Genomic DNA, 14182 nt, shown 5'->3' on the forward strand with positions numbered 1-14182 from the left:
TAAAAACTGAACCTTGACAACAGATAGTAGGGGGTTTTGTTCAGAAAAGAATTCAAATTCGGCCTTGAACGAGTAAAACTTTCTAGGAAATAAGGTTGAACATTAGATTTTTTCGACTTGTTCAAAGTGGCCGGAGGGCATCCGGACACTCAAAACGGACGGGTCGAAAGAGTCAGACTTAAGCAATTAAGCGTTTTTCGCTATCTGCGTCAACCCCATTCAGCGACCACCCTAAAAAAGTGGCGTGGTGAGGAATCGCCGTCCGTTTTACGGCGGCGAGGATGTCAAACAGCATATCCCTACCTAGGATGAAAATAATTATAAATTTCCTTAGCTAATTGTTCCCCAATTCCTGTCACCTGTTGCAATTGTTCTAGGGAAGCTTCGCGAATATAATCCAGAGAATGAAAATGAGCTAATAACTCTTTTTGTCGCTTAAAACCTAACCCCGGTATCTCATCAAGACGGGAACGGCGACTTTTTTGCATCCTTTGTTGTCGGTGAAAGCTAACAGCAAAGCGGTGCGCTTCATCCCTGACTCGACGCAATAATTGCACTCCGGGTTGTTCCTTATCTGTCTCTAAAGGAGAGGATTCTCCTGGTAAAAAAATCTCCTCTCTCTGTTTAGCTAAACTAACAACTTTTACCTGTTCTAATAAATTCATCTCCCCTAAAACTGTCACCACTGCTGATAATTGTCCCTTTCCCCCATCAATCATGACCAAATCGGGAAAATCATCACTTTCGGCAATATTATCGGGATTTTCGGCATAACGACGGAAACGCCGGCGAATTACTTCTGCTAAACTGGCAAAATCATCGGAATGGCCGATTTTAACTTCGGGATTTTTGATTTTATAGTGACGATAATGTTGATTAGCGGCCACCCCATCGATAAACACCACTCCCGACGCCACCGCATTGGAACCCTGAATATGAGAAATATCATAACCCTCGATGCGGTGGGGTAGTGCCGGTAAATCGAGAATTACCGCTAAATCCTGCAAAGACTGTAAATCTCGTTCGGCGCTTCTTTTCGTCTTTTCTAACTCATAAAGAGCGTTTTTCTCGACCATAGCTAATAAATCCGCTTTACTTTGCCGTTGGGGAACAGTTAACTCGACTTTGCGACCTTTTTTTTCCCTTAACCACCCCGCTAACACCTCACCTTCCGGTAATTCGCAGGGTAGCAGGATTTCGCTGGGAATTTCCACCCCTTCCACCGATAAATAATGTTCTTCTAGGACTTTTTGCAGGATTTCTCCCTCGTTTGCTGACTGACTATCGGCAAAAAATCCCAAACGTGCCACCAAACGACCAGAACGCACTTGGAATAATTGTATGCAACAATGCTGCTCGTCTTTAGCTAAAGCGATCGCGTCACGGGATACGGTATCATCGGGTAAAGAGACTTTTTGATCGGTATTAAGAGCCTGTAATCCGCGAATTTGATCCCTAATCGTGGCCGCTTTTTCAAAATCTAGGTTTTCCGACGCTTCTAGCATCTTTGCTGCTAATTTCTCTAATAATTCTCCCGTCCTTCCCTGAAAAATCATCGCCACTTTCTGCAAGGTTTCCCGATAATCTTGGGGACTGATTAATTTTTGACAAACCCCCGGACAACGACCGATATCATAATTTAAACAGGGACGGTCTCTAAAAAGAGGTTGGGGACGTTGACGCAGGGGAAAAGTGCGTTTAATTAGGTGTAAAGTGTGGCGCAGCAGCCTGGTATCGACGTAGGGACCATAATAACGGTCTTTTTGGTTATTTATGCTACGTTTGCGGGTAATAAAAATGCGCGGGTAGGTTTCCGACCAAGTAATACAAATGTATGGATATTTTTTATCGTCCTTGAGGAGAGTATTAAAATGGGGCTGATGTTGTTTAATTAGATTAGCTTCCAGGGCCAAAGATTCTGCTTCCGTGTCGGTGACGATAAATTCAATTTCCGTCACCTGTCGTACCATCAAAGCAATGCGGGGACTGAGGGGTTGACTGGGACGAAAATAGGAACGGACTCTAGACCGGAGTTTTTTGGATTTACCGATGTAGAGAATTTCGCCATTTTGGTCGCGCAGGAAGTACACCCCCGGTTCGAGGGGAATTTCCCGAAGACGATTTTCTAGGCGATCGAGGTCTTGGATTAGGGTAGAGTTAAGATTATTCCCGAACATCTTTTTATATTAGGGTTTGCGGCAAAAAGTTTGTCTTGGGTGTGGGGTGTGGGGTGTAGGGTGTGGGGTGTAGGGTTTTACCGATTTTCAGGGAAAAAGTCCCGGAATTTTCCCCCCCATTACTCCAATGGCCGGTACTTTTGGATTTCAAAAAGGTCTAAAAGTCTTATCGAACAATGTTTTTAGATTTATTCAGCAAACCCTATATTAGACAAAAAATTACGCCAGTGGGTATTAGCTGACGTTTGGCAAGATATTCAGGGCAAATCTTCACAAAAATTAATAGGCTTCCGATTCGATTTGCTTAATCGGGACGAAACATTCCCCGGGGAGAAGAATCGGTTTATTGTTAAAAATTAATTGGCCCCGATGATTGTTGCGGTTAATAGCGACACCAAAAGGACGTTTACTAACTCTGCTATTGAGGGTACAGTAGATGCGATAAATGCGTCTGGCCGCCCGTAAGACAGTAGGATCTAACAAAATTGGGATTTCCATATCGACACGTTGTTGTTCTGTTTTCTCGGATAGGGCTACCATAGCACTCGTCTCCCCACGATTAAATTGACGTATTTATTAAACTAATGGTATATGACGATTTCCGAATTATGCCACTTTTGTTAGGATTCTAAAACTTTTAGGATGGCCTGGCCCATAGCTTGGCATCCCACTAAGGTCATACCCTCCGAGAAGATATCTCCGGTACGATAACCGAGAGCTAAGACTTTTTCTACGGCTTTTTCCAGCGATGCTGCCGCTAAAGGCTGATTTAGCCCATATTTTAACATCATAGCAGCGCTGAGAATCTGGGCGATCGGATTGGCTTTATCTTGGCCGGCGATATCTGGGGCCGAACCGTGGACGGGTTCAAAAACTCCCACCCCAGCAGTCCCTAAACTAGCGGAGGGTAACATTCCGATACTACCGGTTAACATGGCCGCTTCATCGGAGAGAATATCACCGAATAAATTGCCCGTGACGATAGTATCAAATTGCTTGGGGGCCCGGACTAACTGCATGGCTGCGTTATCGACGTAGAGATGGGAAAGTTCCACATCGGGATAATTAGCGGCCATTTTCGTCATCCGGTCGCGCCAGAGTTGGGAAACATCGAGAACATTAGCTTTATCGACGGAACAGAGTTTATTGCCGCGTTTTTGGGCAATTTCAAAGGCTACCTTAGCGATGCGGTCCACCTCCGATTCCAAGTAAACCATGGTATTTACACCGCATTTTTCTCCCGTTTCTGTCTCAAAAATCCCCTTCGGTTGACCGAAATAGACACCCCCGGTCAATTCCCGGACGACCATGATATCCACTCCCTCGATAATCTCCCGTTTGAGACTAGAAGCGTCGATTAATTGCGGAAAAATGGTGGCAGGACGCAAATTAGCAAAAAGACCTAAGCCAGATCTTAAGCCTAATAATCCCGTTTCTGGCCTTTGCTGCCGGGGCAAATTATCCCATTTATAACCCCCGATAGCGGCCAGGAGAACAGCATCACTATTTTTACAGGCGCTCAGGGTTGCTTCGGGGAGGGGACTGCCGGTTTCATCAATGGCTGCCCCTCCAATTAAAGCGGTTTGGAAGTCAAACTGGAGGTCAAATTTTTTAGCGATGACTTTCAGTATCTCTACGGTGACAGCGAGGATTTCCGGCCCGATGCCATCGCCGGGTAGTAGGGTAATGCGATACTGTTGCGTCATAGTTCTAGAACGGTAAAATAGGTCAGACTATTAATTATAACATAGTTAGGGTTGGCTGAATAAATCTAAAAACCTTGTTGGATAAGGCTTTTAGACTTTTTTCCCCTCAAAAAGTGCCAGCGATTGCAGTGATTGGGGGGAAAATTCAGGCACTTTTTCCCTGAAAATCGGTAAAATCCTACACCCTACACCCAGGAAAAACTTTTTGCCGCAAACCCTAATTAAAGGGGCAGTTAATCCCCATTAACTACACTAATTCTACATGGGAATCATCCCCGATCATAAAGCGTAAAGCTTTTGGACGTTGGGGGGCAATTTCTAGTTTTGCCCGTCGTCCAATAACACTATCAACTATGCGCTGATGAATGCCAATAATCGTGGCATCTTTGAGAATAACACTGTGTTCTATGTCGGCATCGATTAATTTTACTCCATTAGCCACACTACTATAGGGACCGATAAAACAATTCTCAATGTGACAATTTTCTCCAATAATGACAGGGCCGCGAATGGTACTATTAATAATTTTACTACCCTGACCAATTTGTACCCGTCCGATCACCTGACTATTAGCATCAATTTCTCCCTGCAAAGCGATTTCTAGACTGGTATCAAGGATAATCCGATTTGCCTCTAATAAGTCATCTTTTTTACCCGTATCTAACCACCAACCCAGTAGTTTATTGGCTTCTACTGCTTTATTTTGATTGATTAATTCTTGGATAGCATCGGTAATTTCTAACTCACCCCGGCCTGAAGGTTGAATAGATGCGATCGCTTGATGAATGGTGGGGGCAAAAAAATAAATCCCCACCAAAGCTAAATTTGAGGGAGGTTCTTTGGGTTTTTCGACTAAGTATAAAACTTTGCCGGTTTCATCTACTTTTGCCACCCCAAAAGCACTAGGATTAGACACTTTTCGCAGGAGAATTAAAGCATCAAGGGACTGTTTTTGGAAAGAGTCTAAAAAGGGCGATAAATCATCCTCAATTAGGTTATCACCCAAGTACATAATAAAGGGGGAATCTACTAGGAAAGATTGGGCAGTTTTGACCGCGTGAGCTAATCCAGCTGGTTGTTCTTGGCGAATATAAGTTATCTTAGCCCCAAACTGTTCACCACTGCCCGTGGTCTGACGAATTTCTTCCCCGGTTTCGGGACTGATAATAATGCCAATATCGGTAATTCCTGCGGCGACAATTGACTCGATTCCATACCATAAAATTGGTTTATTGGCAACGGGAACTAACTGTTTTGCTCCAGTATAGGTTAGGGGACGTAACCTCGTACCTTTACCACCGGATAAAATTAGTGCTTTCATAGTTTTAAAGATTAAATAGTTGGTTGAGCATAGCTTTGAGGGAATCCCGCCAATAGGGAGGAATATAACCCAATTGTTGCGAGATTTTTTGACCAGAAAGAACCGAGTAGGCCGGACGCACTGCTGGGGTAGGATATTCAGCAGTAGTAATGGGAATTACTCTCTGAATTTTTAAGGGAATACCGCTGATTTTTGCCTCCTCAAAAATCGCTTTAGTTAAATCAAACCAACTGGCAACACCGCTATTAGTAAAATTATAGATTCCTGCGGGATTGTCGACATTAATTAAAAGCTGAGTAATGGCCGCGGCGATATCTTTGGCCCAAGTGGGACTTCCCACCTGATCAACAACTACTTTTAACTCCTCTCTTTCCTTGCCTAATCTCAGCATGGTTTTGACAAAATTACTTTTGCCATAACTGCCGTAAACCCAAGCAGTCCGCAGGATAATTGCCTGAGAATTAACAGTTTTAATCTCCTCTTCTCCCCTTAACTTTGATTGTCCATAAACCCCTAAAGGATTAGTTAGATCGGTTTCTAGATAGGGGGTATTTTTTCGACCATCAAACACATAATCGGTGGAAATATGGAGAAATTTAGCTTGAATTTTCTCGGCAGATTCCGCCATGATTTTCGGGGCTGTAGCATTGATAGAATAGGCTAATTCTGGCTCGGTTTCGGCTTTATCCACTGCCGTATAAGCGGCGGCATTAACCAGATAATCGGGGTGAATTTCCCTAATTAACTGGCCGATTTTTTCCGAGTTAGTTAAATCTAGTTCTTCTCGACCGATACTAATAACTTCGCCCAAGAATGGTAAAGTTACTTGCAACTCTTGTCCCACTTGACCTTTAGCACCAATTAGTAAAACTTTTTTCATTGTCTTTAGGGGAAAACTTCCACGGATTTAAAGGGTTGTCCAGCTTGGTCTTTAGGGGAGAGAATCGGCGGAGTCTCTAGAGGCCAGTCAATCCCTAAATCGGCATCATTCCATAAAATAGTTTTTTCGTATTGGGGATAATAATAATTAGTGGTTTTGTAGAGAAATTCGGCTCGATCGGAGAGGACTAGAAAACCATGGGCAAAACCTTCCGGGACCCAGAAAATACGTTTATTTTCCGCACTTAAAACACAGCCTACCCATTGCCCAAAAGTGGGGGAACTTTGACGCGCATCCACTGCCACATCAAAAACACTACCGTTCACTACTCGCACCAGTTTACCCTGGGGATTGGGGATTTGATAGTGTAATCCTCGCAGGACATTTTTTAAGGACATAGAGTGATTATCCTGGACAAAAGTGGTATTAACCCCAGTTTTTTCTCGAAAATCTTTCTGATTAAAACTCTCCAAGAAAAAACCTCGATCGTCTCCGTAAACTTGCGGTTCAATGATTAAAACATCAGGAATTTCCGTGGGAATAACTTTCATAAAATCGGAGACAATATAACTTTTGCGGGTAGTCTAGCACAAAAGGGTATTTTTTTCTAAATTTTTTGATTAATCTTTCCTCGGTAACTGAATAATGATAAGATGAGCCTAACTTAGTCAGAGCATAAACGACGTGGTACAAGTCTCTACAAACACCGCTACTCAATCTATCCCCATGAAGGGAGAAGCCTTAAAAAACTGGTTACAGACTAGGGCTAATCAGATTATCGCCGGCGATCGACTCAGTCAGCAAGAGGCCCTAGCTTTAACTGCGATCGAAGGTCAGGAAAATATTTTCAGCTTATGTGAGGCTGCCGATCGCATTCGTCAGGCCTGTTGTGGTAATACGGTGGATTTATGTAGCATTATCAACATAAAATCGGGAAGTTGTTCGGAAAATTGCAGTTTTTGTTCCCAATCCGCCCACCATCCCGGACAAGATTCGCCTATCTACGGTTTAAAAAGTCGCGAGGAAATCGTCAGCCATGCGAAAGCGGCAGCCGAAGCGGGGGCCAAACGCTTCTGTTTAGTTAGTCAAGGCCGGGGATTAAAGTATAATAGCCCTAAATCGCAGGAATTCGAGGAAATACTGGCCACAGTTCAAGAAATCATCGAAACGGCCAAGATTAAACCCTGTTGCGCCCTCGGAGAGTTAACCCTCCCCCAAGCCCAGGCCTTAAAAGAAGCCGGAGTTACCCGTTATAATCACAATCTGGAAGCTTCCGAGAATTTTTATCCTAACGTGGTCTCCACCCACAGTTGGCAGGATCGGGTAGAAACGGTAAAAAACCTGAAAGCGGCGGGAATTCAGGCTTGTACGGGCGGAATTATCGGTATGGGGGAAAGTTGGACCGATCGCATTGATTTAGCTTTTTCCCTGGCGGAATTAGAAGTGGAATCAGTGCCGATTAACCTATTAAACCCCAGAAGTGGCACCCCTCTAGGTCATTTACCCAAACTGGATCCCTTGACTGCCCTAAAAGCGATCGCTATTTTCCGGTTTATCTTGCCCCAACAAATCCTCCGTTATGCCGGGGGACGAGAGGCAGTCATGGGAGAATTGCAAAATCTGGGGCTAAAATCGGGAATTAATGCTATGCTGATTGGACATTATTTGACCACTCTAGGACAACCCCCCCAACAGGATCAGGCGATGTTGGCTGATCTTAGTTTAATAGGAGGAGAAGCCCCCATCCCCGGTGAATACCAACCCCAACAGGCAACCTAAATCACGTCGAGGACGAGAATCTCCGCCGCGGCGCACTTCCGTATCGGTTCCCAATGAGTTACTCTGGGCTTTGATTGGTTTGTTGCTGACAATTTTTAGTACATTTGTTCCAGTCAGCCTAGCTAGTTGGTCGGATGCGGGTCTATCTTCGCAAAAACTGGGCATAACTTACCAAATTGGCGCAGTATTATTAACGGGCTGTCTGGGGGGCAAAAATGCCGGGCTTCTCGCCCAGGTGGCCTATATTTTTCTCGGTTTAACTTGGTTGCCCGTGTTTGCCCAGGGTGGGGGAATGGGTTATCTGAAAGAAGCCAGTTTTGGCTATATTTTAGGCTTTATGCCGGGGGCATGGCTGTGTGGTTGGCTGGCTTTTCGCTGGCGCGCCAAGATAGAAACCCTGGCTTTAAGTGCTTTTGCCGGTTTGTTAGTTATTCATCTGTGCGGTTTATTATATATGCTGGGATTGTCGATTTTTCAGCCCCAAGCCAGTCAAATCACCTTTCCCGATAGTTTGCCCACCCTATTTATGAATTATTCAGTCTGGCCATTTTTAGGGCAGTTAGTAGTAATTTGTGTGGTGGTAATTATTGCCTTTTTCTTCCGTAAATTATTATTTTATTGATGCCACAGCCAATGTTAAAAAAGAATCGCTGGTTTTGGATAGTGGCGGTGCTTGGTCTAATTTTAGACCAAGTAACTAAGTATATAACCGTGCAGAGTTTTGAGCAAATTGGTGAGACTTTCCCGATTATTCCGGGGGTTTTTCATTTCACCTATGTGATTAATACTGGGGCGGCTTTTAGTGCTTTTCGGGGCGGTGTTGGTTGGCTAAAATGGCTATCCTTATTAGTTAGTTTGGGATTAATGGCTTTTGCTTACTTTGGACCGCATTTAAATCGTTGGGAACAATTAGCCTACGGTTTTATTTTAGCAGGGGCTTTCGGCAATGGCATCGATCGCTTTTTGTTTGGTTATGTGGTGGATTTTCTCGATTTTAGATTGATTAATTTTCCTGTTTTTAATCTGGCTGATGTCTTTATTAATATCGGGATTATTTGCCTATTAATTTCTACCTTTCCCCACAAGTCAAGGGTCCTGTAGGGGCGAAGCATTCGAGCGATAACCTATCGCTGAAACTGTAGATTTCCTATCCGAATGCTTCGCCCTTACTTTTTCTGTTCAAATGCAAGTGGAGTGACTCTTAAATTATTACAGATATATCAGCAGCCGTCTGTAAGCATACCACCGAAAAACTAATGCGCTCCGGGGTTTGGGGGCGGCGCCACGCCCCCAACGGGTAGGGTTGATTCATGAATCAACCCTACTATGAATCAACCCTACTATGAATCAACCCTACCCCTGCCCCCTGCCTCCTGCCCCCTGCCTCTGTTATCCTCGATCGGGTGAGCATTGCCCACCCGAAAAACTATGCTTCTGTTGCAGAAATAGAGCGATCGAATTTACTAACTAACTGAGGATTTTCTGACCAAGCATCGATAATACTCATATTGCCATTGAGAAAATTCTGTTTAATAGCGCGGCGTTGAATTTTGCCACTGGCAGTTTTGAGAATTGTTCCCGATTTAGCTAAAACAATGGCATGGGTCATAATTTCGTGTTCTTCGGCGATTTCCTGACGGATATCGGCGATTAATTTGGCCGTATCTAATTCGCCGCTGCGACGTTCCAATTCCTGGACAATAACTAACTGTTCTTCCCCATTATCTTCAATAGAAAAAGCCGCACCATAATCGGGACGAAAAACCTCATTAAGATGCTGTACTGACCATTCTAAATCCTGGGGATAATGATTACTGCCACGGACAATAATTAAATCCTTAATCCGTCCCGTGATATACAATTCCCCATCGAGAAGAAAACCTAAATCTCCCGTGCGTAAAAACGGTCCTTCTCCTGTATCAGCAAGATAAGCTTGAAAAGTCTCTTTGGTTGCGTCTTCCCGTTGCCAATATCCAGCAGCCATACTGGGGTCACTGGCCCAAATTTCGCCCACTTCATCGGCTGCACAAAGGGTGAAAGTATCGGGATTAACCATAGCTATACGGGTATCACAGACGCGACGACCACAACTGGGGACGGATCTAACTCCCGTGGTTCGATCGGAACCTACAGGGACAATTTTACCGCGTTCGTAGGCGGTTGCATCCAAAGCGGTGATAATTGGGGTGGTTCCCTTGGGTTTATTGGAAATCAAGAGGGTATATTCAGCTAATCCGTAGGCAGGGGCGAAAGTTTGCCAAGAAAAGCCGTAATCTGCAAAAGTATCGACAAATTTGGCCATGACCTTCGGATTAATCGGTTCGGCGGCATTTCCTGCGGCCTGCCAACTGCTCAGGTCTAATTCCGCTAAATCGGCAGCTTTAATCCTGCGAGTACAAAGATCATAGGCGAAGTTGGGGGCCTGACTATGAGTAACTTTGTACTTAGTAATATTTTTTAACCACTGCATCGGACGCTTAATAAAAGCAAAGGGAGACATGAGATAGCAGGGTGTACCGTTGTAGAGGGGGACGGTGATACCTTCGACTAACCCGTAATCGTGGAAATAGGGCATCCAAGTGAGGGTAACGCTATCCGGTTCGTAACCACAAGCTTTTTGCAAGTAACCGCAATGGTGCATCAGGTTAAAATGACTTAACATCACTCCTTTGGGGATATTAGTCGAACCGGAGGTATATTGCAGATAAGCAAGCGCCGATTTATCCACCTGGGGATCTTGCCATTGATCCGCCAGGGAAATATCAATACTTTCGGTAGTAATCCATTTCATTTGGTCGAATTCTGGAAATTCTTCCTTAACACCTTCAATAAGAGTCAGAATACTTTCGGTAACTAGGGCAAAGGTGGCATTAGCATCCTTGACAATTGCTCGTAAACGGGGCAGAGTGCGCTTAAGTCGTCCCGATTCCGGTGGGGGGACGGGAATGGCAATCACTCCCGCGTAGAGACAACCACAAAAAGCGGCCACTACTTCTAAACTTTGAGGATAGAGTAATAGGGCGCGTTCCCCTTGGGCCTGGTATTTTTGCAAATAGGCGGCGATTGCTCTTGCTTGGCGATCGAGTTCACTGTAGGTTAAAGGTGGGGTTTCTTTTTTACCATCGATAAGAAAAGTGTAGGCATGGCTCTCTGGTTGTGCCGTGGCGCGGTAACGTAAGAGTTCTACTAGGGTTGTGGGTTGAATTAGGGTTTCAGTCATCGTTGTTATCGGGCTTATTGGGGGCCATTGTATAGAAGTTTTAACATATTTGGCGATGGCGCTAGGATAAGGTACGGAAGGCGATCGGTCAAGGGTCTAGGATTAAGTTATTGGCTAAAATCCCACCCCGCCCTATCTCTGCAATTGTTAGAAAAAAGCTACAATTAATCAATCCTAAAATACCTGGAAAAAGTCATGACAGCCCTAGACATTATCCCAGATGTCACCTATCTCCCCACAGATTTATGGAGTGATGAACCACCATTGGAAAGTGATCTACATCTGCAACAGATCATCATTCTCCTTAGTTGTCTAGAATTATTATGGCGCGAGAGGAGTGATTACTACGCTTCGGGAAATCTAACCATCTACTACAACGAAGAACAACTGAAAAAGCGCGATTTCTGGGGTCCCGATTTTTTTGTGGTTTTAGATACCGAAAAGCGTCCCCGCAAAAGTTGGGTGGTTTGGAGAGAACAGGGTAAATATCCGGATCTAATTGTCGAGATTCTCTCCGATTCTACGGCTAATATTGACCGCAATAACAAGAAAATTCTCTATCAAAATACCTTTCGCACTCCTAATTATTTTTGGTTCGATCCCAATACTTTAGAATTGCAAGGATTTAGACTAATTGAGGGACAATATCAAGCCATTTCTCCCAATGAACAGGGTTATCTCTGGAGTGAACAGTTAGGATTATATTTAGGGATATTTGACCGTAAACTGCGTTATTTTACCGCCGATGGTCAATTAGTCCCCACTCCTCAAGAAGCCGAATTACAGCAAAGACAGGCAAAAGAACAGGCTATTTTAGAGAAAGAACAGGCTCTTTTAGAGAAAGAAAGGGAAGGTCAGGCTAAGGAAAAATTAGCACAAAAACTACGAGAATTAGGCATCGATCCCGATACAATTTAACTGAAGTGGCAAAAGTCCTAAATAGTTAGGTGTTAAAATCAGACACCCCCCTTATTAAGGGTAGGGTTGATTCATGAATCAACCCTACCATGAATCAACCCTGCCATGAATCAACCCTAGGGATCAAGGGGGGATTTATAACCAGCTACCTAGAGAAAGTAAACCTAAATGAGAGGTCGTGAGAAAACTTATGAGTGATATTGAACTTCGGCAGTCAGTTTATGACCTTCTTTCATCCCTGAGAGGATTGGATGCGCTCAAAAAATTATTCTGGTCTGAGTTAAATTACGAGCGAGAAAATCAAACCCTGTCCCGACGCAATTGGCCAGATAAAGCAGTAGAAGCATTAGCAGAAGATCCAATTTTATTAGCTTCTGGGGGGGAAGATTTTCAGGTTATTTATGCTCGTCTCAACTCTAAGCAACTGCTGCTCAATTTAGAGCGTCTTGTCGTTACTCAACTGCTAAAAAACCATCCCTACACTCTCTTTGTTTTCTCTGATTTCCACCAAGAACGGTGGCATTTTATCAATGTTAAATATGATGTTAAACAAGAAAAACGGCAAGTTTTGCGGCGAATTACAGTGGGTCCGGGGGAACAGTTACGAACCGCCACAGAACGCCTAAGTTTACTGGATTTAGATAATATTAGTTCCGAGTCTCCTTTAGCGATTCAGGAACGTCATGATGAAGCTTTTGATGTTGAGAAAGTTACTAAGAAATTTTTTGAACAGTATCGCTCGGTCTTTGAAAAAGTTGAGCAATTAATTACTAAAACTATCCCTAATGCTGACCAGAGAAGACTATTTACTCAGAAGCTATTTAATCGCCTGATGTTTATTGTTTTTATCCAGAAAAAGGGTTGGCTGAAGTTTAACGAACAAACAGACTATCTAGAAACATTATGGCAGGATTATCAGAATGATAACAGCACCTCGCACAAAAACTTTTATCATAATCGCTTGACTCATCTGTTTTTTACGGGACTGAATAATCCCCAACAAACGGATATTATTGGTATCAATAACGGTGGTTTTCTTCGGCAAATAATCGGCACAGTTCCCTATCTTAATGGGGGATTATTTGAACAGGATGAAGATGACCGCAATCCTAATATAATAGTACCCGATCAGGCGATCGATGTTATCTTACAGGGCCTTTTTAGTAATTTTAATTTCACTGTAACTGAGAGTACACCCCTTGATGTGGAGGTAGCAGTGGACCCAGAAATGTTGGGAAAAGTATTTGAGGAATTAGTCACGGGAAGACATGAATCAGGCAGTTATTACACACCTAAACCGATTGTTTCTTTTATGTGTCGGGAGGCGTTGAAGGGATATTTAAGCAGTAAGTTAACTTCTGAAAACAAAGAAGCGATTGAGCTTTTTGTTGACGAATATAATGCTATTAACTTAAATAATCCAGAGGCAGTTTTAGAAACCTTAAAACAGGTCAAAGTCTGTGATCCTGCCTGTGGAAGTGGAGCTTATTTATTGGGAATGTTGCATGAGTTATTAGATTTGCGTCAGTGTTTATTTGCCACTAAAGGTATTGATTATAAAACGGTTTATCAGCGCAAGTTAGAGATTATTGAAACTAATATCTATGGAGTTGATATCGATCCTTTTGCGGTTAATATTGCTCGCTTAAGGTTATGGCTTTCCTTAGCGGTTGAATATGAGGGAGACAATCCGCCACCGCTACCCAATTTGAAGTTTAAAATCGAAACAGGAGATAGTCTAACTGCTCCTAATCCCCAAGGTTCTGGGATGGTGCGCGAGGAGTTTATCCATCGGTTTAGGGAAGCTAAAGCCAAGTATTTAAGAGCGCATTTAGGCAGTGATAAACAAAGTCTTGAACAGGAGATTAATGAGGTTAAGAAACAGATTGCTTTATTAACCCATGGCAGTGCTTCTGTGATTGCGAGTGAAAAGGAAGCTATCTCAAAAGGGTTTGATTGGGTGGTGGAGTTTGCCGAGGTATTAGCGGAGGGAGGTTTTGATATTCAGGTAGCAAATCCCCCCTATGTGAGACAGGAATTAATTGGCTCTTCGTTACCCTTTATGCTAAATCAACAGACAAGATGCCAAGATAACATACTTCTAACCCAAAAATTCCGAAAGTTTCTAAAGCCATAGCCTCTCCGTTTTATTAGTTTAAGTTTATTGTTGATTCCCTCGAC

At 43.5% G+C, this 14182-nt stretch carries 12 protein-coding genes and 1 pseudogene; 5 read left to right on the forward strand and 8 right to left on the reverse strand.

Annotation, left to right across the window (positions count from 1 at the left end; genetic code table 11):
* Positions 1–299 precede the first annotated feature (299 nt).
* The 6 genes from uvrC to rfbC all read right to left on the reverse strand — a co-directional run bounded on the left by uvrC (position 300) and on the right by rfbC (position 6635).
* Positions 300–2177 (reverse strand): excinuclease ABC subunit UvrC, encoded by a 1878-nt coding sequence (uvrC, locus tag O9295_RS03280; protein WP_288031659.1) that lies wholly within the window; start codon positions 2175–2177, stop codon positions 300–302.
* 279 nt (positions 2178–2456) lie between these two features.
* Positions 2457–2717 carry a hypothetical protein gene (locus O9295_RS03285; RefSeq protein ID WP_002797442.1) on the reverse strand — a complete coding sequence of 87 codons (261 nt, stop codon included), beginning with the start codon at positions 2715–2717 and terminating at the stop codon, positions 2457–2459.
* Positions 2718–2797: 80 nt separating this feature from the next.
* On the reverse strand, positions 2798–3883 hold the full coding sequence (gene leuB, locus O9295_RS03290; protein ID WP_288031661.1) for a 3-isopropylmalate dehydrogenase: 1086 nt from the start codon (positions 3881–3883) through the stop codon (positions 2798–2800).
* Positions 3884–4130: 247 nt separating this feature from the next.
* Positions 4131–5204, reverse strand: coding sequence for a glucose-1-phosphate thymidylyltransferase (locus O9295_RS03295; RefSeq protein WP_288031663.1), 1074 nt, complete (start codon positions 5202–5204; stop codon positions 4131–4133).
* Between the two features lie 4 nt (positions 5205–5208).
* Positions 5209–6084 (reverse strand): dTDP-4-dehydrorhamnose reductase, encoded by an 876-nt coding sequence (gene rfbD, locus O9295_RS03300; protein WP_288031665.1) that lies wholly within the window; start codon positions 6082–6084, stop codon positions 5209–5211.
* Positions 6085–6089: 5 nt separating this feature from the next.
* On the reverse strand, positions 6090–6635 hold the full coding sequence (gene rfbC / locus O9295_RS03305; RefSeq protein ID WP_288031668.1) for a dTDP-4-dehydrorhamnose 3,5-epimerase: 546 nt from the start codon (positions 6633–6635) through the stop codon (positions 6090–6092).
* Between the two features lie 133 nt (positions 6636–6768).
* On the opposite strand from rfbC, the gene bioB reads away from it, so the two are divergent.
* Genes bioB through lspA form a run of 3 tightly spaced genes read left to right on the forward strand, consistent with a single transcriptional unit; the run spans position 6769 to position 8964 of the window.
* Positions 6769–7863 carry a biotin synthase BioB gene (gene bioB, locus O9295_RS03310; protein ID WP_288031671.1) on the forward strand — a complete coding sequence of 365 codons (1095 nt, stop codon included), beginning with the start codon at positions 6769–6771 and terminating at the stop codon, positions 7861–7863.
* Positions 7835–8485: a biotin transporter BioY gene (locus O9295_RS03315; RefSeq protein WP_288031674.1), complete on the forward strand. Its 651-nt coding sequence runs from the start codon at positions 7835–7837 to the stop codon at positions 8483–8485. Before bioB ends, O9295_RS03315 begins: the two co-directional genes overlap by 29 nt.
* A gap of 11 nt (positions 8486–8496) precedes the next feature.
* Positions 8497–8964: a signal peptidase II gene (lspA, locus tag O9295_RS03320; protein ID WP_288031682.1), complete on the forward strand. Its 468-nt coding sequence runs from the start codon at positions 8497–8499 to the stop codon at positions 8962–8964.
* A gap of 325 nt (positions 8965–9289) precedes the next feature.
* Here lspA and O9295_RS03325 read toward each other — a convergent pair whose 3' ends face one another.
* The gene (locus O9295_RS03325) at positions 9290–11083 is read right to left on the reverse strand and encodes a fatty acyl-AMP ligase (RefSeq protein ID WP_288031677.1); all 1794 of its coding nucleotides are present in this window, start codon (positions 11081–11083) and stop codon (positions 9290–9292) included.
* A 195-nt stretch (positions 11084–11278) separates the two neighbouring features.
* Here O9295_RS03325 and O9295_RS03330 point away from each other — a divergent pair, with 195 nt between their 5' ends.
* Positions 11279–12001, forward strand: coding sequence for a Uma2 family endonuclease (locus O9295_RS03330; RefSeq protein ID WP_288031679.1), 723 nt, complete (start codon positions 11279–11281; stop codon positions 11999–12001).
* A 1312-nt stretch (positions 12002–13313) separates the two neighbouring features.
* A pseudogene (locus O9295_RS27675) lies at positions 13314–14042 on the forward strand (Eco57I restriction-modification methylase domain-containing protein); the annotation flags it as partial.
* Between the two features lie 29 nt (positions 14043–14071).
* Here the strand turns inward: O9295_RS27675 and O9295_RS03335 are convergent.
* Positions 14072–14182, reverse strand: a 111-nt coding sequence (locus O9295_RS03335) for a transposase (protein ID WP_071784045.1), incomplete at its 5' end; no start/stop codon positions are given.

It is taken from the genome of Microcystis sp. LE18-22.4A (genome assembly GCF_027531105.1).
Taxonomy (GTDB): domain Bacteria; phylum Cyanobacteriota; class Cyanobacteriia; order Cyanobacteriales; family Microcystaceae; genus Microcystis; species Microcystis aeruginosa.

Bases quoted from the DNA above. Each gene is read 5' to 3' on its own strand.
- O9295_RS03325 (WP_288031677.1), bottom strand. From the start codon at position 11,083: ATGACTGAAACCCTAATTCAACCCACAACCCTAGTAGAACTCTTACGT.
- lspA (WP_288031682.1), top strand. From the start codon at position 8,497: ATGTTAAAAAAGAATCGCTGGTTTTGGATAGTGGCGGTGCTTGGTCTA.
- O9295_RS03295 (WP_288031663.1), bottom strand. From the start codon at position 5,204: ATGAAAGCACTAATTTTATCCGGTGGTAAAGGTACGAGGTTACGTCCC.
- leuB (WP_288031661.1), bottom strand. From the start codon at position 3,883: ATGACGCAACAGTATCGCATTACCCTACTACCCGGCGATGGCATCGGG.
- uvrC (WP_288031659.1), bottom strand. From the start codon at position 2,177: ATGTTCGGGAATAATCTTAACTCTACCCTAATCCAAGACCTCGATCGC.
- O9295_RS03330 (WP_288031679.1), top strand. From the start codon at position 11,279: ATGACAGCCCTAGACATTATCCCAGATGTCACCTATCTCCCCACAGAT.
- rfbD (WP_288031665.1), bottom strand. From the start codon at position 6,084: ATGAAAAAAGTTTTACTAATTGGTGCTAAAGGTCAAGTGGGACAAGAG.
- rfbC (WP_288031668.1), bottom strand. From the start codon at position 6,635: ATGAAAGTTATTCCCACGGAAATTCCTGATGTTTTAATCATTGAACCG.
- O9295_RS03285 (WP_002797442.1), bottom strand. From the start codon at position 2,717: ATGGTAGCCCTATCCGAGAAAACAGAACAACAACGTGTCGATATGGAA.